Here is a 19,856-nt window from a genome sequence, read left to right as displayed (position 1 = left end):
GATTCTGGCAGGAACAGCTTTCGCCTATCTTCGTCATATGCATCACGGCGATGATTTTTAAGACGGTCCTTTAATGATGAGGCTAACTAACTGGCTTGACGAAATAGATTGATATCAACATTACTAGGCAATGCCAGAAGTTCGCGACGTCCCGTTTGAAACCACGCTTCTTGTGCGTGACACTTGTTTATGTCTGCATGTTCAGCGTGCAGCACGCGCACTTGCGCGCTTTTTTGATGAGGAGCTGCGCCCATCGGGCTTGAATAACGGGCAATTCTCGCTGCTCATGTCACTCAATCGCCCTAGCCCACCTCCTATGAAACCAGTGGCTGAGCTTCTCGCCATGGATCAGACCACCCTCACCGCAGCACTAAAACCCTTGCAGCGAAATGGCTGGGTCGAAGTTGTCGTTAATCCGAAAGATCGTCGCGAGCGGCTTCTTGTTCTAACATCTGAAGGACAATCAGTGCTTGCCTCTGCCGTTCCTATCTGGATGGCAGCGCATGCGAAACTTGAAAGCACTTTTCCCGGCAATAACCTTGAATTATTTCGTCAAGAATTAGTTTCACTTTGCCGTTAGGCTCTTTACCATCCACCTGATAGCGTTAGTTTACAAAGCGCGACTATCTTTTGACAAGCGTGAACAGGCTTCACGCCAAAATGCAGGTGTAAAATCTCAATGAGCGGACCGGATACCCCCCATATCCTCGTCGTTGGTGCAGGCTTTGGTGGCCTGCAATTTATCCATGATCTGAAAGGCGCGAATGTTCGCATTACGCTTGTCGATCAACGCAATCATCATCTTTTCCAGCCGCTGCTTTATCAGGTTGCGACAACAATCCTCGCCACGTCTGAAATTGCCTGGCCAATCCGCCACCTTTTTCGGGATCGCAAAGATGTCACAACCTTGCTCGGCGCAGTTGTCGGCGTGGATACTGCGGCACAAAAAGTGCAACTCGAAAACGGCGAGCAAATTGCTTACGACACACTCGTGCTCGCAACGGGCGCGCGCCACGCTTATTTTGGCAATGATCGTTGGGAAAAGGTTGCTCCGGGTTTGAAAGCGCTGGAGGACGCCACGACCATTCGCCGCCGTTTGCTTCTCGCATTTGAGCGTGCGGAGCGCGAGACCGATCCTGCAAAGCAAAAGGCATTGCTAACATTCTCGGTGGTTGGTGGGGGACCGACCGGCGTTGAATTGGCGGGCATTATTGCAGAACTCGCCAAGCAGACCATGTGGCCGGAATTTCGCAATATCGATACGCGGCAAGCACGCATTCTGCTTGTTGAGGCGGGACCACGTATTCTGGCGGCGTTCCCCGAAGATCTTTCGACTTACGCGCAAAACGCCTTGCAGAAGATTGGTGTTGAAGTCCGTCTCGGCGTGCCCGTCAAGGAAATCACCGAAGACGGAGTGACCGTTGGTGAAGAGTTCATCCCTTGCAAAACAGCCATTTGGGCTGCTGGTGTTGCTGCATCACCTGCAGCAGCATGGTTGGGCGCTGAAAGCGACCGCGCCGGCCGCGTTCGCGTTCTACCCGACCTGACCGTAGCTGGTCATGAAAACATCTTCGTGATTGGCGATACGGCGTGGGTTGAAGGCCCGGACGGAAAACCTGTCCCGGGTATTGCTCCGGCGGCCAAGCAACAGGGAGCCTATGTTGCAAAGGTCATTCGCAGCCGCACGTCGGGAAAGGCAATTCCAGCGCCATTTCGCTATCGCCACCAAGGAAATCTTGCGACCATCGGTCGTGGTGCGGCTGTGGTCGATATGGGACGCATCAAACTAACCGGTGCAATTGCTTGGTGGGTATGGGGTATTGCCCATATCTTCTTCCTGATTGGTACGCGAAGCCGAGCCGCAGTTGCATGGAGTTGGCTCTGGACCTTCATATCTGGCCAGCACAGTGCACGCCTGATTACGCAAGGCAAAGCCGCAGAAGACAATAAATGAAACAAAACGGCCCGCCAAAAGCGGGCCGTTTCTGTTGCCTGAGATATTACTCTGCAGGTTGCAAAACCAGTTCGCCCACTGGCTCCGGTTCTATGACTATCGGTTTGCCATTCATCGCGGCATTAAGACGCTCGACATCCAGTTCGTTTTCCCAACGCGCAACCACGATGGTTGCAACTGCATTGCCGACAAGATTGGTCAGTGCACGGCATTCCGACATAAAGCGGTCGATGCCCAGGATCAGCGCCATACCGGCAACCGGAACTGCTGGAACAACCGATAGTGTTGCAGCAAGGGTGATGAAGCCAGCACCGGTGATGCCCGCTGCCCCCTTAGAACTCAACATAGCCACAAGAAGCAGCAGAATCTGGTCGGTTAACGAGAGTGGAATATCTGTCGCCTGCGCGATGAACAGTGCTGCAAGCGTCATGTAGATATTCGTGCCATCAAGGTTGAACGAGTAGCCAGTTGGAATAACGAGGCCAACGACGGAGCGCTTGCAACCTGCCTTTTCCATTTTGTCCATGAGGCTCGGCAACGCGGCTTCCGAAGAAGATGTACCAAGAACCAGCAGGAGCTCTTCCTTGATGTAGCGAATGAGCGCAATGATCGAGAACCCGTTATAGCGAGCAACAGCACCCAACACCACGAGTACGAACAACAATGCCGTGATGTAGAATGTAGCGATGAGCATTGCCAGATTGGCAATAGACCCGATGCCATACTTGCCGATTGTGAATGCCATTGCGCCGAAGGCACCAATTGGCGCAGCTTTCATCAGGATCGAAACCAACTTGAAAACGGGTGCAGTCAGCATCTGCAGGAAGTCTGTAACTGGCTTGCCTTTATCGCCAACCATGGCAAGAGAGACACCGAACAGGACCGAGAAAAACAGAACCTGAAGAATGTCTCCAGAAGCGAATGCGCCAACGATTGTGGTTGGTATGATGTTGGACAGGAAGCCGCTGATCGTCTGTTCATGCGCTTTTTCGGCATAATTTGCGACAGCGCTTGGATCAAGCGAGGCCGGATCAATATGCATGCCTGCGCCCGGCTGCACAACATTGGCAACGATGAGACCAATGATCAGTGCCAGTGTGGAAAACGTCAGGAAGTAGATCATGGCCTTACCGGCCACGCGCCCGACTTTCTTCATGTCGGTCATACCGGCAATGCCGGTTGCTACCGTCAGGAAGATCACCGGAGCGATGATCATCTTCACGAGCTTGATAAAGGCATCGCCCAAAGGCTTCAAAGAGGTGCCAAGCTCAGGATAGAAATGTCCAAGCAAAATACCTGCAGCAATCGCGAACAGAACCTGCACATAAAGTTGCTTATAAAACGGGATTGGGCGGCGTGGTTCAGCCACAGCGCCATTCGGTACGGCAATCATGATGTCCTCCGTTTGGCTCTATCTGGATCCCGTCCAGCCTCCCGAGCCTTTCGTCCTCTTGTTCAGCAGCCCTCGCCGCCGCTCACATCATGATTTGCAAGGACTATGCCAGTTTTCATTAGGTGATTAATATATTGAAATATAACGGTAATTTCTTTGTTCGCCGAATATTGCGTTTCATTTGTGCGATTTATCGCACATATATCTTTTCATGAAGTGCGGAATAATGCACAATAAGCTTTATGAAAGAAGCGCCTGTCTCAACGATCGAAACAAGCCCGTCACCCGCCAGCAATCGCCGGACATGGTGGATATTTGGTGTGATTTGCGCTGCCATTTTCGCAATGGCTTTCTGGTTTGTTGGCAATGCGGCGCGCGATCGTGCTTTGCTCTCATTGGGCGAACAGACGCGAATAGATGCTAATCTAAACACAGCCCTCCTCCGCACTGTTCTGGAGAAACAGCGTGCACTTCCATTGGTTCTATCCAAAGACAAAGAACTGGCGGATGCGCTTGCAATGCCAAGTGCGGTGGTTGTGGACCAGTTAAACCGTAAACTGGAGGCGCTCGCTGAAGGCACGCAAGCTGCTGTGATCTATCTTGTCGGCCTACACGGCTATGCGATATCGGCCAGCAACTGGCGCGAGCCTGACAGCTTTGTCGGCAACGACTATAAGTTTCGTCCCTATTTCAATGATGCTCTGAAAAATACCAATGCCGAATATTTTGCGCTCGGTAACGTTAGCCTTCGTCCAGGACTTTACATTTCGCGTCGGGTAGACGGGCCAAACGGACCGCTTGGCGTCGTTGTGGTGAAACTATCGTTCGATCAGCTGGAAAGCGATTGGAACGAAACCGGTCGCCCGACTTTTGTGACAGACAATAGAAATATCGTGCTGATCACGACCATGCCGTCTTGGCGGTTCATGACCATTGGTGAATTACAGCCTCAGAATGTCGAAACCATCCGTAATAGCCTCCAGTTTGGCAATGCGCCTTTGAAGCCATTACCACTATCGCTAAAGCCTGTGGCTGGCGATGATATGGTGCTGGTCGATGCCATTCTGCCCGGCTCGGCACGCAGCACGGACTTTCTGGCCATTCGCTCCCATGTGCCGAGCACACCATGGTTGATGTATAGCCTTGCTCCCATCAGGCAGCCGGTTGAAGCGGCTATGCGTGAAGCGCGCCTGATTGCCTTCATTCTACTTGCGAGCATCGCCACTGTTGCAGGTATCCTGTTGCGTCGTCGCCAACGTGTTGTTGCACGAATTGCCGATGCGCAACGCAGACAGATTGAGCTGGAGCAGCGAGTAGCGGAGCGGACTCGTGATCTCATCACAGCGCGTGACCGTCTCGAAGCGGAAATCGGCGACCACCACAAAACGGAGACCATGCTGCAAGGTGTTCAACAAGACCTCGTTCATGCAAACCGACTGGCCATTATGGGGCAAGTAGCAGCGGGTGTCGCACATGAAATTAATCAGCCCGTCGCGACAATCCGCGCTTATGCAGACAATGCCCGCACCTTCCTTGATCGAAAGCGCCTGGATGAAGCGGCTGATAATCTAGCTGAGATTGCATCGCTTACGGAACGCATCGGAACCATTACAGGCGATTTGCGCGCGTTCGCTCGTAAAGGTCATCGTGCCTCCGAGCCTGTGCCGCTTGCACAAGTAATTTCCGGCGCATTGGTGCTGCTTCGCAGCCGGTTTGCGGGAAGCATGGATCAGCTCAATATCGAACTGCCTGCGCCTGACCTCTGCGTAGCCGGACATTCAATTCGGCTTGAACAAGTGCTTATAAACTTGTTTCAAAACGCTCTGGAAGCTGTTGAAAATAAAGGCAATGAAGGTCACATAGAGGTTAGAACAAAAGCTCTGTCAAAAAGCGTTGTGCTCACAGTTTCTGATAATGGCCCCGGTATTCCGCAGCAAATTCTGGATAACCTTTTTACGCCGTTCAACACCTCTAAGGAACGGGGGCTTGGGCTTGGTCTGGTGATCGTCAAGGAAATTCTGACCGATTACGGCGGCAAGATTTCAGTGAAAAGCAGCGCGTATGGCACTCTATTCCGCGTGGAATTTAAGAAAGCATGATGAACATTCCAGTCATACTCGTCGATGACGACAAATCACTACGCCGTGCAACCAGACAGACATTGGAACTCGCGGGTTATGAAGTGTTGGATTTTGCTAGTGCCAGCGAAGCATTGGCCGCTATCAGCGGTTCATTCGAAGGGGTGATCGTTACAGATGTGCGAATGCCACAGATAGACGGGCTTGAGCTATTTGCCCGCATTCGTGAAATTGATCCCGATTTACCAGTTATTCTGATCACAGGTCACGGTGATATTCCTATGGCAGTTAAGGCCATTCAGGATGGCGCTTATGACTTTATTGCCAAGCCTTTCGCGACGGATAGGTTGGTTCACAGCGTTCTGAGAGCCGGAGAGCGGCGCAAGCTTGTTCTGGAAAACCGCAGTCTGCGTCAGATGGCCGATGAAGCGCAGAATGATATGCCGCTCATAGGCCAAACGCCTGCAATTGAAAATCTTCGCCGCACGATACGCGACATTGCCGACACGGATGTCGATGTGCTGATTGCAGGCGAAACCGGCAGCGGCAAGGAAGTTGTAGCTCAATTGCTTCACGATTGGGGCCGAAGACGAAAAGGCAATTTCGTTGCACTCAACTGCGGAGCATTGCCTGAAACTGTGATCGAAAGCGAATTGTTCGGCCATGAGGCGGGAGCTTTCACCGGCGCTCAGAAAAAACGTGTTGGTCGTATTGAGCACGCGAGCGGCGGTACTCTGTTTCTTGATGAGATCGAAAGTATGCCAGCCGCAACACAGGTAAAACTGTTGCGCGTGCTGGAAATGCGCGAGATTACCCCACTTGGAACCAATGAAATCCGGCCAGTTGATCTTCGCGTTGTCGCAGCGGCCAAGATTGATCTCGGCAGCCCCGACCAACGGGGTGATTTTCGCGAAGACCTCTATTATCGGTTGAATGTTGTCACACTGACCATTCCGCCCTTGCGCGAACGCCGCGAGGATATTCCCCTTCTTTTCTCGCATTTTCTTGCGCGTGCTGCGCGGCGCTTTAATCGAGATATTCCCGTACTGGATGCCTCCACGCACCGACATCTCATGGAGCATAACTGGCCTGGCAATGTCCGTGAACTTGTGCATTTCGCGGAGAGATTTTCGTTGGGCGTGTCCGCTCCTGCCAAGTCTGCGCTGGTTCTGGATGAACAAGCAACGCTACCAAAGCGGCTTGAATTTTATGAAGCGACACTCATCCGCGAGACGCTTGCAACAAACAATGGCGATGTGCAGCAAACGCTCGAAGCCCTCGGCATCCCGCGTAAGACCTTTTACGACAAGATGCAACGCCACGGCATAAATCGAGCGGATTACAAATCCGACGGCTAACACTTCCTTTTATCGAGGTGCCGCGATCAGGTGGCCTGTTGATGCATGTTGCATAACGTCCATTTGAATGCCGTAAATCTCTTTAAGCTGTTCCGGAACCATAATGCCGGTCGGTGTCGATTGCGCGATGAGACGACCGCTGTGTAGTGCGAATACAGCATCGCAGAAACGCGAAGCCATATTCACATCGTGCAGTACGACGAATACACTCAGGTTCTTTTCATGCGAGAGTTTCTGCACAAGCGAGAGAACTTCAATCTGGTGAGCAATATCGAGCGCCGATGTCGGTTCGTCCAGCAGCAGGCATTCTGCATCCTGTGCGACCAACATTGCCAGCCAAACCCGCTGACGTTCGCCACCCGAAAGCGTATCGACCATGCGATCCACGAAACGCGTAATACCCGTCAATTCGATGGCTTCATCGACCTTTTGACGGTCAATAGCGCTAAAGCGACCAAGAGCGCCGTGCCATGGATAACGACCAAGTGCCACCAGCTCTTTAACCAACATGCCCGATGCTCCCGCTGTTTGTTGCGGTAGATAAGCGAGCTTGCGCGCAAACTCGCGATCCCCCCAATCGTTCAATGGCTTGCCGGCAAAACGCACTGTTCCTCCCGACGCGGGATGCTGACGGGCCAGAATTTTCAGAAGCGTCGACTTTCCCGATCCATTATGTCCGATGAGTGCTGTCAGGCTTGCCGCTGGGATCGACATGGTCAACGGCTGCAACAACGTGCGCCCGGGAACTGCGAAGCTGACATTCTCAAGTTCGAACAATGCGGAAGTCATTAATTTATCCCGTTTTCGGATAGCAGCCGTGCGTTAAAACTATGTTTGGCCGGTTGATAGCAAAACATGACGAATATATACATGTTAAAATTGTTTCATCGGGAAAAATCCTATTGGGCTTCCATCCGCATATGAAAAGCCGCATCGAAGACGTCTGTTTGCTGGATGATCTTCATTATCGCGTCTGGAACGGCGCCATCGCGGATGTGTGGTCAGTCGAATGCGGTCCGGATGCGCGTGGAGAATATGTTTCGCAAGCCCCACGACTTTTTCTGGTGCTTGAAAGCCGTGGTGAACTGGCTATCAGGCCTGAGCAAAGCTCCCGTGCCATTGCACAAACCGCAGAGCAACCAAAACTTTGTTATATACCCGCTGGTATGACGATCTGGAGTCGCGTCACCAGACCGGGAAAGCTGAAACATCTTGATCTGCATCTCGACACCTGCGTGCTCCAACAGCGCTTTGGCAATGCGCTTGACGTTAATGCCATGGAGCGCCCGCGCCTGCTCTTCTCCGACACAAAGATAGAACAGATCGGCACTCTGCTTGCTGAAGAATGCCTGTCTGACGCGCCATTGCATGGGCTATATGGCGAAGGACTGATCAATGCGCTTGTCAGCGAGCTGTTTGAAGCGCGCCCCGAACAGGCAGCACGCACGAGCAAGCTTTCTCCGTGGCAGCTGCGACGTGTCACTGATTTCATCGAGGATAATTATTATCGCATTATCCGCCTTCAGGAGCTGGCTTCACTGGCAGAGCTGTCAGAATCCTATTTCTGCAGCGCATTCAAAGCATCAACCGGCGTTTCACCTCATGCATGGCAGATGAAGCGGCGCATTGAACATGCGCAGTTATTTCTCCTGCAGCCTCGTGCTTCTCTGCCTCATATAGCGGCTGTCACCGGCTTTTCTGATCAGGCCCATTTTACACGCGTATTCAAGAAGTTGACCGGTATCACGCCAGCCGCATGGTTACGTTTGCAATCATAAAACGATCCTGTGGCTGTTTCGTCATATTAGCGAAATATCGTTCAATTTAGCAGAATATCTATCAATCTTCGCGATATATCCTGATGTAAATACTCATATTAACTTGCAACTTGCTCAGAGTTCGCAATGATTGTGCCTGAGAATATACCCGGAGAGGAAACTCTCGCGTTACGCAGGCACTTATCAATTTACATGAGGGGCCATAGCCGTATGACAATATCGATGAAGCAAAAAATGATGATGCTGTTGGCAAGCGGAACGGCTCTCGCCCTGCTTCCACTCACAGGCGCGTCGACTTACGCACAGGATGCTGACACATCGATCCGTCTTGATACAGTTGTCGTACAAACTGGCAGTGGCAAACCATCGGATGGCATTGCACCGGTAGAAGGCTTTGTTCCGGCTGCAACGACCACAGGCTCGAAAAGCAGTGTGGCGATCGAAAAAATCCCACAGTCTGTTTCTGTCGTTGGGCGCGATCAAATGGACGCTATTGGCGCACAGAAGCTTGATGAAGCTTTGCGTTACACGCCGGGCGTACTTAGCCAGCCTTTCGGCGTCGATAACGATACGAACTGGATTTACATTCGCGGTTTTGAAGCGACGCAGTACGGCACCTACCTGAATGGCCTTCAAAACTTCAGCTATGGTTTCGGTGGCTTCCTTATCGATAGCTTCGATATAGAGCGCATCGATGTTCTGCGTGGTGCTTCTTCAGCACTTTATGGCGGCACCAATCCAGGTGGTATCGTCAACTATATCAGTAGACGTCCGACCGGTGAGCGCATCCGCTATCTGGAAGCTGGCATTAACAGCTATGGTAACGGTTATCTCGGCTTCGATATCGGCGACAAAGCTACCGAAACCGTCAATTACCGCATCAACGGCAAGATTCAGGGTGGCGACAACTACACTGACTATTCCAAGGAATTCCGCGGCATCATTTCACCGAGCATTGAATATAAGCCGGATGAAACAACGCGTCTGACCATTCTGGCCAATTATACGCATCTCGACCTGACACATGATGGCGGCGGTTTCCTCCCATATTATGGTACAGTCGTTCCTACCGAGTTCGGCAAGATTTCGCGTAAGACAAATCTGACTGAACCAGATCTGGACGATTATAAGCGAGAGCAAGCCCAGATCGGTTATGAATTCGAACACCAGTTCGACAATAACTGGACCATTCGCCAGAATGTTCGCTACGGCTTTGCGCATGTCAAAGAACATAGCCTTTATGCATATGGCTATAATTATCTCCCACAACCTGCTCCCGGCGATCCGAATGTCTCGCGCATCAACTTCAAACACGACACGACTGTACATACGTTTCAGGCCGATAATCAGCTTGAAGGTGTCGTGACTACCGGCGCTCTGACTCATAATTTGCTGTTCGGCGCTGAGTACCGTTACTTCCGCATCAATCAGATGCAGCAAACAGGCGGTGCGACGCCGATCAATCCGTATGATCCTGTTTATGGTGAGCCACAGGGGCCGATGTGGGATCCTTACATCGATCAGGATTTGCGCCGTCATCAGCTTGGCGTCTATGCACAAGATCGTATCGAATTTGGTGATGGCTGGATTGTGACGGCGAATGGTCGCTACGATTATGTCTGGACCGATGCGACCGGTCTGCCCGCCTATGAGTATAATACAGGTCGCCTTTCTGGCCGTGCCGGTGTGGGGTATCAGTTTGACAACGGTCTCACGCCTTATCTGAGCGTTGCAACTTTCTTCAATCCGATCATCGAAACGCTTTATGACGGCAGCTATGCCCAGCCAGAAACAGGCACGCAGTATGAAGTCGGCGTGAAATATCGCCCCGAACTCTTCGATGGTCTTATTACGGCATCGCTGTTTGATCTGACCAAAGAAAACGCACTGACTGGCAGCAGCTTCGCTCGCGAACAGCTTGGCAAGGTCAATTCGCGCGGTTTCGAGCTGGAAGTTCAGGCAAACATCACCGATGCATGGAAACTGACAGCTTCAGTGACCGCTTATGATTTGAAGATCAAAGAGAACCAGAGCAATGAAGCACTCGTTGGCAAGAGGCCATATCTTTTGCCTGAACAACAGGCTTCGGTCTTTGTTGAATACAAGGTGCCGGAAGGCAAGCTGGAAGGTATAACTCTGGGTGGCGGTGTCCGCTATGTCGGTTCCTCTTATGCCGACGAAGAGAACACGCTAAAAGTGCCAGCTGTTGCCCTCGCCGATTTGAAAGTCGGCTATGAAAAGGACAATTGGGGCATTGATCTCAACGTCACGAACCTGTTCGACAAGAATTATGTTGCCGGATGTCAGGGTGTCTTCGTCTGCGGATATGGCGAAGGCCGTAAGGCGCTTCTGAAGGTTCATACCAAGTGGTAAAATAGAAATCGGATTAAAACTAGATAAGCAAAATGCCCTGAATTGCCATATTCAGGGCGTTTCTTTTATTTCATATATTACAAATAGATAATAAGTTTTCCTAAAAGATCAATTCAGGACAAACTCAGCAATCATCCGGCGGCGGAAAACATCCCGTCACCTGATGAACCTGCCTGTACCGCATGAAGGCGTTTGTAGCGTCCATTCTTTACAGACAGAAGTTCAGCATGACTGCCCTGCTCGACAATCTGACCACCCTCGACAACCATAATTCGATCTGCGTTGACGATGGTGGCAAGCCGGTGCGCGATTACCAGCGTCGTGCGACCTACGGAAAGCTCCGACAAAGATTGCTGGATCGCGCGTTCAGTTTCCGTATCAAGTGCAGAAGTTGCTTCATCGAGGATCAGGATCGGTGGGTTGCGCAGGAAAATGCGCGCGATCGCGAGACGTTGCTTCTGTCCACCAGATAGCTTGACGCCACGTTCGCCGATAACCGTGTCATAGCCTTCTGGCATTGCAGCAATGACCGCATCAAGACGCGCACGACGAGCGGCATCGGCAATGTCCTGATCGCTTGCGTCCAGGCGACCATAGGCAATGTTTTCGCGTATTGTTCCTGCGAACAGAAAGACATCCTGACTAACAATTCCGATATTGGAACGCAGCGATTTCAAGGTCATATCGCGAATGTCGATGCCGTCGACCAGAACTGCCCCACCGCTGACTTCGTAAAACCGCGGTAACAACGAGCAAATCGTCGTCTTGCCTGCCCCGGACGAACCAACAAAAGCGATTGTTTCGCCCGCACTGATAGCCATGTTCAGGCCATCGAAAATCGGTCGCTCTGAATTATAACCGAAGCCTACATCGCGGTATTCGATATCACCTTTGAGGCGTGCAACCGATTTCGCATTCGGACGATCGGCGATATCAGGACGTGTATCCAAAAACTGAATATAGCGTTGAAAACCGGCAATACCCTTCGGATAAGTCTCGATAACCGAATTGATCTTATCGATAGGGCGGAAGAAGACATTGACGAGCAACAGGAAGCCGACAAATCCGCCAGCAGTCAGCTCGCCGCGCAAGACAAACCAGGCACCGGCAAGCATAACAACGACCTGCACAAAGCGCATGGAGAGATAAGATAGCGACATAGAGGCTGCCATGATCTTGTAGGCGGCGAGCTTTGTTTTCTGATAGTTCTCGTTGCTTTCCGCAAAGAGTTTGCGTTCATGGTCTTCATTGGTGAAGGCTTGCACGACGCGGATGCCACCGACATTTTCTTCGATACGGGCGTTAAAATCGCCGACACGACGATAGAGCGCATGCCATGTGGTGGTCATGCGGCCACCGTAGCGCAGCGTGACATAAGCACAAAGAGGCACGATAACCGCTGTGATTAACGCCAATGGAACGTGAACCCACATCATCAGGCAGAACGCACCAATCAGCGTCATGATAGCGATGAACAGATCTTCCGGTCCGTGGTGGGCGACTTCGCCGATCTCCTCGAGATCCTTGGTCAATCTGGCAACCAAATGGCCGGTTTTCTGATTATCGAAGAAGCCGAAGGACAGCTTTTGCAAATGGTCGAAAGCCTTACGGCGCATCTCGGTCTCGATATTGATGCCGAGCATGTGTCCCCAATAGGTCACGATAACCTGAAGAAACGCATTGAGCACGTAAATCCCCAGCAAACCTATGGCTGCCAGTGAAATAAGGCCGAGCTGGCCAGTTGGCAGCAGCCTGTCGATGAAGAGCGTTACTGCAATCGGAAAGGCAAGTTCCAGAAGACCCGCGGCCACAGCACTTGAAAAGTCCAGTACAAACAAACCGCGATGCGGTCGGTAATAGCTGGCAAAGCGTTTCAACAAATCGGCCATGGCATGGCTCCTTCTATTCACAATTAGTAGGGTGCCTAGCGCATTCCGTTTGCGAGTGAAAGGTTATTATGACCTCCGGGATCGGCATTCTTTTGGTAAGGACATTTTACGATAGAGTGGGCGGCGTTTGATTGTATTTCTACCGCTCACTCTAGATTCCGCTTACTTTAGCCAGCCATGAAACCAACGGCATCCTTGTGCCAATAACCGGCAACAAGTGTACTTTCCCTACTCTTACCGAGTGTTTGCCGCCAATACTGTCGAACAATTTTGGCCTGATCCGCCTCGCCCGCAAACCAGCCGAAACTATCCGGGCCTTCTGGCCATTCTGCTTCGCAGAGAACTTGCGTCAATTTTTCTGCGGCACGTTTCTGATCTGAATCCACAATCCAGTCGACAGAAACACCTTGTGGATGCTGCAAAGTTTGTACGTCTTTTTCACTATCGACTGCGATGATAACGCGACCCGTTACGTCTGCGGAAAACTCCTCAAGCATGCGTCCAATAGCTGGCAATCCGGTCGCGTCGGCACCAATCAGGTAACGGGTTGCCTGGCGCAGCGGACGTCCCACAGGTCCCATCAGGCCGATAGTGTCGCCAATCTGCGCGCCTTTAGCCCACTTGCAGGCCAAGCCTTCCACTTCATGCAGATAGAAGTCGATTTCGATCCAGCCCGCATGAATATCCAAACCACGGATCGTATAGGCACGTGATGCCGGTTTGCGCGCTTCATCGGGCCAGAACGGCAGGCCGTTTGGTCCCATGATAGGCCACACTGGCTGAGATACCTCTTCTGTTGGAAGCAGCAAGCGAACATGCATTGCGCCAAAAAGTGAAAACCGCTTCAAATCTTCACCGGCCAGCCGCACGCGCAACATATGCGGTGTGAACAGGCTCGTCGACAGCACACGCATCAACCGAAACTGTGGCAAAACCTGTTCGCCTGCATGATCGCCTTGCCACACAATCTCCGGCGCTTCTTCTTTGGTGTAGAGCTTGATCGCCACCGCCGCGAGGTCTTTCAGACGATGCAGGCCGATATCCTCATCAGCGAAAAGCGAAACGCGATAACCGCTATCAGCGGCATCGATTTCGATTCGGCCGAAATCGTAACCGAATGAATGGCGACCTTCATGACTACCATATCGCGCCTGATAGGAATGCAGCCGATCAATAATGTTCGGCAGATAGGCTTCACCGTTTTGAAGGCTAATATGGGAATGGCTTGTCAGCTTGGAGGTCGGTACTGATGACATCTTAGACACGGCTTTTCTCAATCTTTTCTTTCCACAATCTCATAGCATAAACATGAGTATTCTGGAAAAGTTTATCATTTTGATTAAGGCTTGTTAGGGAATGGCAGGCGAGGCAAATCGCCTCGCCTGCTGCAAAGTTACCCGCCGATGCGACCGGTGATGGCGACCTTAAAGGTACGCCCCTTTGCCTGTTCGATATCCGTGCTGGTAGCCCAGCCAGTCTGTGCATCCGTATAGGCTTTGTTGAAGAGGTTATCGACGCCGAAGTCGAGCTTCACATTGTCCGTAACCTGCCAGTTGGCAAAGACATTTACGAGATCCACGCGCGGATAGACTTTGACGCCGCCTGTTGTAAGCGCGCGATTGACCTTGCCCACACTTTCATATTCGACACCGTAGACGAGCTTTTCCTCAAACGCCTTCAGGCCGAGCGTTGCACTAAGGTTGTTGAGCGGTGTGTTGCTTAGGCTTTCGCCTTTGTAGACACCATCCTTCATTTCCGCGTCGGTGTAAGAAGCTGCGAGGTTCACGTAGCCCCACCAGTTGTCATAGGTGCCTTCAAGCTCAACCCCGCGCAGACGTGCATCGCCGACATTCTCAGATGTCGTCACACTGCCGGTCTTGACGGTGTTGATGTAATTCTTGACGTCTGTATGGAAGAAGTTGAGCTTGGCGCGGATCTGATCGCCTGCATCCAGAATGCCGTCCTGGCGAAGATTGACACCGAATTCATAAGAGGTTGCGACTTCAGGCTTCAAGAGCAGGTTCGGTTCATATCCCGAACCGTGCGCTCCGTTCTGCCTGAACATATCTTGCATGTGGGGAACTCGATAACCCTGCGAATAAAGGCCGTAGAACTGAACGCCATCCCACGGTGTTACACCGACACTGAAACGCGGAGAAACACGATTGCCATCAACGCTGACGTCTTCCGAAGGCAGAACATTGGTGGCCTTGGTCGTGCCGTCGAGACGATAGCCATCGTAACGGAGGGCACCGATCAGCTCGAGCCACTTCTGATAATCGCCCTGCCACTGAATAACACCGCCATAAGCCTGTTGTTCACCGTTGCCGAAGTTGTCGGTGTCGGATTTACCGCGCATCTTATAATAATCAACGCCATAGGTAAGCGTATGGCTCATGGTCGTCGTTTCAAAGCGCGAGCTGTTATAGGCGCGGAAACCGGCTGTCGAAACGTCGTAATAACGCGTCTTGCCGATACTGGCCTTTGGCCAAACCTGATACTGATCATTGTCGGTGTCGCTGTAATAGGCATTAACCGACAGGTCCCAAAACGGATTATCGTCAGGCTTATAGGTGTAGTTGCCGGTATAGGTGCTGACGATCGTTTCGGCATTATAACGCGACAATGTGCTGGATGTTGATCCGCTGCTGCCTGTCATGATGTCGTTATATTTCTGGCGCTGGAAACCGAGTTTTACTTCGTGACCATCGGCCGGGCGGATCGTGACTTTGCCCAGACCGCTGACGACGCGTTCTCCTGTCCAGCGGACAACATCGCCATCGCCATTCTTATAGGCATCACTATCACGATAGTTGATATTGCCAATGACATCGAAATTTGGGTTTAAGCGATAGGCGCCAACCGTGCTGGTCATCCAACCGTTTCCGTTACTTTCGTAACGCAGCTTTTCGCTCAACGCCCAGGTTTCGTCGTCGCGCAGGAAATCGCCGGCATCTTTGGTTTCAAAGGCGACAAGACCGCCGATACCCCCAGAACCATAGGCATTGGAAACAGGCCCGCGAATAACCGTTACCTGTTTGAGCATTTCCGGGTCAATATAGAATGAACCTGAGCCGTGACCGACGCGCCAATAGTCCTGACGTGCGCCGTCAATCGTTACTGCGACACGGCCATATTCCTGAAGGCCGCGAATATTGATGGATGTCGCCGGATCATCACCATTCAAAGAGGCATGGACACCTGGTGTCGAACGGAAAATATCAGCGGCAGTAGTTGCCTGAATGCGATCCAGCTGCTGCTGCGTGATGACACTCGTTGATGCCATCGCATCAATAGCGGCCTGGTTCTGAATATTGGGTGAAATGGTGATTGTATCGAGCTGAAGTGCCTGCTCTTTCTTTTGAGCTTGCTGTCTTTCCTCAGCTGTCTTCTGATTCTGAGCAGTCTGCCCAAAAGCGGGCATCGCAATCAGGAGACTTAAACCAATTGCTCCACTCAAAACTGTTGTTTCCAACAGATAGCTGCCAAGTCTCGACTTCATTTTCATTGCAACCCCCGAATTGGCCTTCACCGCCATGTCACTAAGATGATAAAAAGACTCATATTAATTGGAGGCTATATTAATCCTGATATTATGAGTCAACTTTAATTATATGAATGGGGATAAGGGGTGCGCGCAGGTTGTGAAATACGTGGCACTGCGTGGCTTTAATCGATTAAAGAATGCAGCGTTAAGTTTGCCGGGTTAAGTCATATCTGATGCCAAATAGTGTAATTTTTTGCAGAACGGTGAAATAATTACACTATGTAAGTTAGGTAATGAAGACGTTGCAATTAAAGCTTGGTAGCTATTTTGCATCAACACTTAAATGTACATTAATTTCAGTAATTTCTGAAAATTAGAGCTGAATATTAAGGGGTTGCTTTTTGATCGCTTGCGGTTATTGTCGGCTCCACTTGGAGGAGGATCGAGCCGCCCCAGCGCGTTTATCGCTGCGGGGCGGTCTCTTTTTTTGAGCTATTCATAAATGCATAACTGCCTTGCAGCATCGCCTCTTGTAAGTGGCGGGCCTCGCTCCTATTTTGGGCTTGTTCAGTTTCACTCCTCCTCCCAGAAACTGAACGCGAAGCGCGGCACTCCTCCTCCCAGCCGCGCTTTACAGATCAGCCCGTTGCACACTCCTCCTCCCAGTGCAGCGGGCTTTCTTGTTTTTAAAGCACATCCGAAGATCTGTGAAATGCCTACGCGCTGCGTAGATTCAATAGTTTGGAGCGTGCTTATGTAGCGCCCAAGTGCACACACGGCGCTTTATCCCTCTGCACTTCCCGAGTCTTTTCAATCAGTTTTCTTTTGCGGAGCGATATCTGTCTTCTGTTCTTGTGCGAGAAGAGACCAGGCAGCGATAAACATGGCAGCGATCATCGGACCAACGACAAAGCCATTAATTCCCACCAGCGAAATACCGCCGATTGTCGAGATAAGCACGACAAAGTCGGGCATGCGCGTACCTTTACCAACCAGCGGGGGGCGCAAGAAGTTGTCGATCAGGCCAATCACGAAAACGCCTACGAATATCAGAACTGCTGCCTTTATCCAGATGCCGTTGACCATGAACCAGATGGCGGCCGGTCCCCATACGAGAGAAGCGCCGACAACCGGAAGCAGTGAGAAAATCGTCATCATCACGCCCCAAAGCAATGCCGCCTCGATGCCCAGAAACCAGAAGGTCAAGCCGCCAAGTGTTCCTTGAATAAGCGCAATGATGATGTTGCCTTTAACCGTGGCGCGAATAACCGCAGTGAACTTTTCCAGAATTTGGCCGGTATATTCTTCGCTAAGAGGAATTGTTTGGCGAATTTTGGCACCCAGCTCAGCGCCATCGCGGAACAGGAAAAACAGCAGATAAATCATGATGCCGAAGCTTATGAAGAACTGGAGCGTGTTTTGGCCCAGACTCACCAACCGGCCAGCAAAGATCTGACTGCCCTGCAAAATGGCGGATGAAATGCGCGAACGCCATTCAGCAAAACTGCCGAGTTCAAAACGAACCATCCATTCTTCAAGTGAGTCAGGCAACGCTCCTAATATGCTGGTGATGTAGCTATTGAGATCAAACTCACGCGTACTGAGCCGCTGATAGAGCGAGTTGCCTTCCTGAACCAGCGATCCAAAGATCAAAAGCGTTGGAATGATCACCAGACAAATACACATCAACACCGACAACAGCGCGGCAACATTGCGTCGGCCATTCAGAACTCTCAGCAGCCATTGTTGAACAGGGTAGAAAATGACCGCGAGGATGACGCCCCAAAGCACTGCGGAATAATACGGAATAAGCAGCCATGCGAAGGCTATAGTGACCAGAGCCAGAAGAATGTAGAAGCTTACGCGCTGGACGGACATGAGATCTCTTCAGTCTGGAGTTGGCATCAAACGTGAGTGCAATTCAATTTGCATCCAACAAACCCTAAATCATTTGAGCCAAAAGTGCGAAGCGGTTTCGTGGAAGACGAATACGTTAAAACAAATAGATAGCGTGGTTTCAACGATTCAATATTGAATGAGATCATTCCCCTGATTGGGCATGTGACGTTTGCAGGAAATGATCAGGGACAAGCCGTTATAATGAAGTATTTTATCCCTTTCTAATAAGCATTGTGACCACGCTACTTCCATATTGTTTATGATGATAATTAATATTGTTGACAATTTTTAAGATGTGGCGTTCAATCCATCATGCTCTTCTCCATCAAACGAGAGAGGGGTGATTTAAACAAGGGGAATAAAAATGTTTAACAGACGCGCAGTTATTAAAACTGCGGCGCTGGGCGCCGTGTCACTTTTTGCGCTCATGTCCGCCAATGCCTCCCAAGCAGCAGACAAAGAACTCAAAATCGGCTTTGTCGGTGTAACGAGTGGACCGGCTGCATCATGGGGTACTTCCAACGTTCGTTCGATGCAGGTACGTGCCGACTGGCTCAATGAGTCCGGTGGTGTGAAAATCGGTGACGATACTTACAAAATTAATATCGTCACATTCGATGATCAGAAAGATCCAAAACGCGCCATCGCTGGCATGGAAAAAATGGCTCAGGAAGGCGTACATTACGTTGTCGGGCCTAATGTCGATGACGGCGCAGCCGCTGTTCGTCCAGTCGCCGAGTCCAAAGGGATTATTTACTTCCCTTATTCATTCCCGAAAGAACTTTACACGCCGCCAGCATCCAATGCCGTTCTTGGTATGATCGCTAACTATCAGTCAGGTCCGGCGATCTATAAATATCTCAAGGACAATAAGGACATTAAGAGCGTTGCGTTCGTCGCCGCCAATGAATCTGATCCACTGAGCCAGCGCGATAGCGGCATTGAGGCCGCCAAAGCTCTTGGCCTTGAAGTGGTCTCTACCAGCGACGCTTATCAGAACGACACACGTGACTTCACGCCGGTTCTGACGCCAATTATCATGCAGAAGCCTGATCTTCTCGTTCTTTCTGGCGTTGCGCCCGGGAATGCGCCTCTTTTGATCCGTGCTGCACGCGAACTCGGTTACGAAGGCTTCATTTCAACCGAAACCGCACAGGATGCCAAGGTTCTTGAAGAAGGCGCGGGCGAGCTCGCGAATGGCTTCATTTCCGTAGGCGGTGCTTCTACGCCAGAAATCGCGTCTGACACCATGAAGGAATTCGTTGATCGCTACACCAAAGCCTATGGCGAGTATAATGACGAGTCCAACACCAAGGTTTATGCGCTCGATTACATTATCGAAACGATCAAAGCCAATCCGGCAGCAATCGGTGATGTCAAAGAATTCATGAAGACCATGGATACCTTCTCGGCAAAGAATCCTTTCGTGAAGGGTGATGACGCGAAGCTGACTTATGTTGGCACAACGTCATTTGGTCAGAAGCGCCAGATCGGCATTCCTATGGTTGTGACAGAATACAAGGACGGCAAGTTCGAAACGCTGTTTGTGGCGCAGGTCGACTAAACGACAGCGCTTAAAACAATTGCCTGATGCGGTGTCGATATATTCCGCATCAGGCCTCCCAACCATAAAGAACTGTCACGGAG

General features: G+C 51.1%; 13 protein-coding genes. 7 read left to right on the top strand and 6 right to left on the bottom strand.

The features are described 5' to 3' along the window. Window positions 1-130: 130 nt before the first annotated feature. Both QBD00_RS09070 and QBD00_RS09065 read left to right on the top strand, forming a co-directional pair. On the top strand, window positions 131-580 hold the full coding sequence (locus tag QBD00_RS09070) for a MarR family winged helix-turn-helix transcriptional regulator (protein WP_151092268.1): 450 nt from the start codon (window positions 131-133) through the stop codon (window positions 578-580). 99 nt (window positions 581-679) lie between these two features. Beyond that, window positions 680-1,954: an NAD(P)/FAD-dependent oxidoreductase gene (locus QBD00_RS09065; protein ID WP_151092266.1), complete on the top strand. Its 1,275-nt coding sequence runs from the start codon at window positions 680-682 to the stop codon at window positions 1,952-1,954. Between the two features lie 46 nt (window positions 1,955-2,000). Here QBD00_RS09065 and QBD00_RS09060 read toward each other — a convergent pair whose 3' ends face one another. Next, complete coding sequence (locus QBD00_RS09060; protein WP_095444392.1) at window positions 2,001-3,347, bottom strand: dicarboxylate/amino acid:cation symporter; 1,347 nt, start codon at window positions 3,345-3,347, stop codon at window positions 2,001-2,003. Window positions 3,348-3,589: 242 nt separating this feature from the next. On the opposite strand from QBD00_RS09060, the gene QBD00_RS09055 reads away from it, so the two are divergent. Continuing rightward, window positions 3,590-5,446 carry a sensor histidine kinase gene (locus QBD00_RS09055; RefSeq protein WP_318579252.1) on the top strand — a complete coding sequence of 619 codons (1,857 nt, stop codon included), beginning with the start codon at window positions 3,590-3,592 and terminating at the stop codon, window positions 5,444-5,446. After that, window positions 5,443-6,783 carry a sigma-54-dependent transcriptional regulator gene (locus tag QBD00_RS09050; protein WP_412535004.1) on the top strand — a complete coding sequence of 447 codons (1,341 nt, stop codon included), beginning with the start codon at window positions 5,443-5,445 and terminating at the stop codon, window positions 6,781-6,783. Before QBD00_RS09055 ends, QBD00_RS09050 begins: the two co-directional genes overlap by 4 nt. A gap of 9 nt (window positions 6,784-6,792) precedes the next feature. On the opposite strand, the gene QBD00_RS09045 is transcribed toward QBD00_RS09050, so the two are convergent. Beyond that, window positions 6,793-7,572: an ATP-binding cassette domain-containing protein gene (locus tag QBD00_RS09045; RefSeq protein ID WP_318579250.1), complete on the bottom strand. Its 780-nt coding sequence runs from the start codon at window positions 7,570-7,572 to the stop codon at window positions 6,793-6,795. 131 nt (window positions 7,573-7,703) lie between these two features. Between QBD00_RS09045 and QBD00_RS09040 the strand changes: the two genes are divergently transcribed. Then, a complete protein-coding gene (locus QBD00_RS09040; RefSeq protein WP_318579249.1) occupies window positions 7,704-8,561 on the top strand; it encodes an AraC family transcriptional regulator in 858 nt (285 codons plus the stop codon). Window positions 8,562-8,771: 210 nt separating this feature from the next. Then, window positions 8,772-10,934 (top strand): TonB-dependent siderophore receptor, encoded by a 2,163-nt coding sequence (locus tag QBD00_RS09035; protein WP_318579248.1) that lies wholly within the window; start codon window positions 8,772-8,774, stop codon window positions 10,932-10,934. A gap of 131 nt (window positions 10,935-11,065) precedes the next feature. Here the strand turns inward: QBD00_RS09035 and QBD00_RS09030 are convergent, their stop codons facing one another. The 4 genes from QBD00_RS09030 to QBD00_RS09015 all read right to left on the bottom strand — a co-directional run bounded on the left by QBD00_RS09030 (window position 11,066) and on the right by QBD00_RS09015 (window position 18,188). Continuing rightward, on the bottom strand, window positions 11,066-12,823 hold the full coding sequence (locus tag QBD00_RS09030) for an ABC transporter ATP-binding protein (protein ID WP_191793240.1): 1,758 nt from the start codon (window positions 12,821-12,823) through the stop codon (window positions 11,066-11,068). A 167-nt stretch (window positions 12,824-12,990) separates the two neighbouring features. Continuing rightward, window positions 12,991-14,079: a siderophore-interacting protein gene (locus tag QBD00_RS09025; protein ID WP_318579294.1), complete on the bottom strand. Its 1,089-nt coding sequence runs from the start codon at window positions 14,077-14,079 to the stop codon at window positions 12,991-12,993. 137 nt (window positions 14,080-14,216) lie between these two features. Next, window positions 14,217-16,331, bottom strand: coding sequence for a TonB-dependent hemoglobin/transferrin/lactoferrin family receptor (locus QBD00_RS09020; RefSeq protein WP_318579247.1), 2,115 nt, complete (start codon window positions 16,329-16,331; stop codon window positions 14,217-14,219). 789 nt (window positions 16,332-17,120) lie between these two features. Beyond that, the gene (locus QBD00_RS09015; RefSeq protein ID WP_151092252.1) at window positions 17,121-18,188 is read right to left on the bottom strand and encodes an AI-2E family transporter; all 1,068 of its coding nucleotides are present in this window, start codon (window positions 18,186-18,188) and stop codon (window positions 17,121-17,123) included. Window positions 18,189-18,573: 385 nt separating this feature from the next. Between QBD00_RS09015 and QBD00_RS09010 the strand changes: the two genes are divergently transcribed. Further along, window positions 18,574-19,773: an ABC transporter substrate-binding protein gene (locus QBD00_RS09010; protein WP_318579246.1), complete on the top strand. Its 1,200-nt coding sequence runs from the start codon at window positions 18,574-18,576 to the stop codon at window positions 19,771-19,773. Window positions 19,774-19,856 lie beyond the last annotated feature (83 nt).

Source organism: Ochrobactrum sp. AN78 (genome assembly GCF_029909885.1).
GTDB classification, from domain to species: Bacteria; Pseudomonadota; Alphaproteobacteria; order Rhizobiales; family Rhizobiaceae; genus Brucella; species Brucella quorumnocens.
Note: the sequence above shows the minus strand (reverse complement) of the source record. Positions and strands in the feature narration are given on the sequence as shown.

Excerpts from the sequence above, each read along its gene's own strand:
- QBD00_RS09070 (WP_151092268.1), top strand. The coding sequence starts at position 131 with ATGCCAGAAGTTCGCGACGTCCCGTTTGAAACCACGCTTCTTGTGCGT.
- QBD00_RS09065 (WP_151092266.1), top strand. The coding sequence starts at position 680 with ATGAGCGGACCGGATACCCCCCATATCCTCGTCGTTGGTGCAGGCTTT.
- QBD00_RS09060 (WP_095444392.1), bottom strand. The coding sequence starts at position 3,347 with ATGATTGCCGTACCGAATGGCGCTGTGGCTGAACCACGCCGCCCAATC.
- QBD00_RS09055 (WP_318579252.1), top strand. The coding sequence starts at position 3,590 with ATGAAAGAAGCGCCTGTCTCAACGATCGAAACAAGCCCGTCACCCGCC.
- QBD00_RS09050 (WP_412535004.1), top strand. The coding sequence starts at position 5,443 with ATGATGAACATTCCAGTCATACTCGTCGATGACGACAAATCACTACGC.
- QBD00_RS09045 (WP_318579250.1), bottom strand. The coding sequence starts at position 7,572 with ATGACTTCCGCATTGTTCGAACTTGAGAATGTCAGCTTCGCAGTTCCC.
- QBD00_RS09040 (WP_318579249.1), top strand. The coding sequence starts at position 7,704 with ATGAAAAGCCGCATCGAAGACGTCTGTTTGCTGGATGATCTTCATTAT.
- QBD00_RS09035 (WP_318579248.1), top strand. The coding sequence starts at position 8,772 with ATGACAATATCGATGAAGCAAAAAATGATGATGCTGTTGGCAAGCGGA.
- QBD00_RS09030 (WP_191793240.1), bottom strand. The coding sequence starts at position 12,823 with ATGGCCGATTTGTTGAAACGCTTTGCCAGCTATTACCGACCGCATCGC.
- QBD00_RS09025 (WP_318579294.1), bottom strand. The coding sequence starts at position 14,079 with ATGTCATCAGTACCGACCTCCAAGCTGACAAGCCATTCCCATATTAGC.
- QBD00_RS09020 (WP_318579247.1), bottom strand. The coding sequence starts at position 16,331 with ATGAAAATGAAGTCGAGACTTGGCAGCTATCTGTTGGAAACAACAGTT.
- QBD00_RS09015 (WP_151092252.1), bottom strand. The coding sequence starts at position 18,188 with ATGTCCGTCCAGCGCGTAAGCTTCTACATTCTTCTGGCTCTGGTCACT.
- QBD00_RS09010 (WP_318579246.1), top strand. The coding sequence starts at position 18,574 with ATGTTTAACAGACGCGCAGTTATTAAAACTGCGGCGCTGGGCGCCGTG.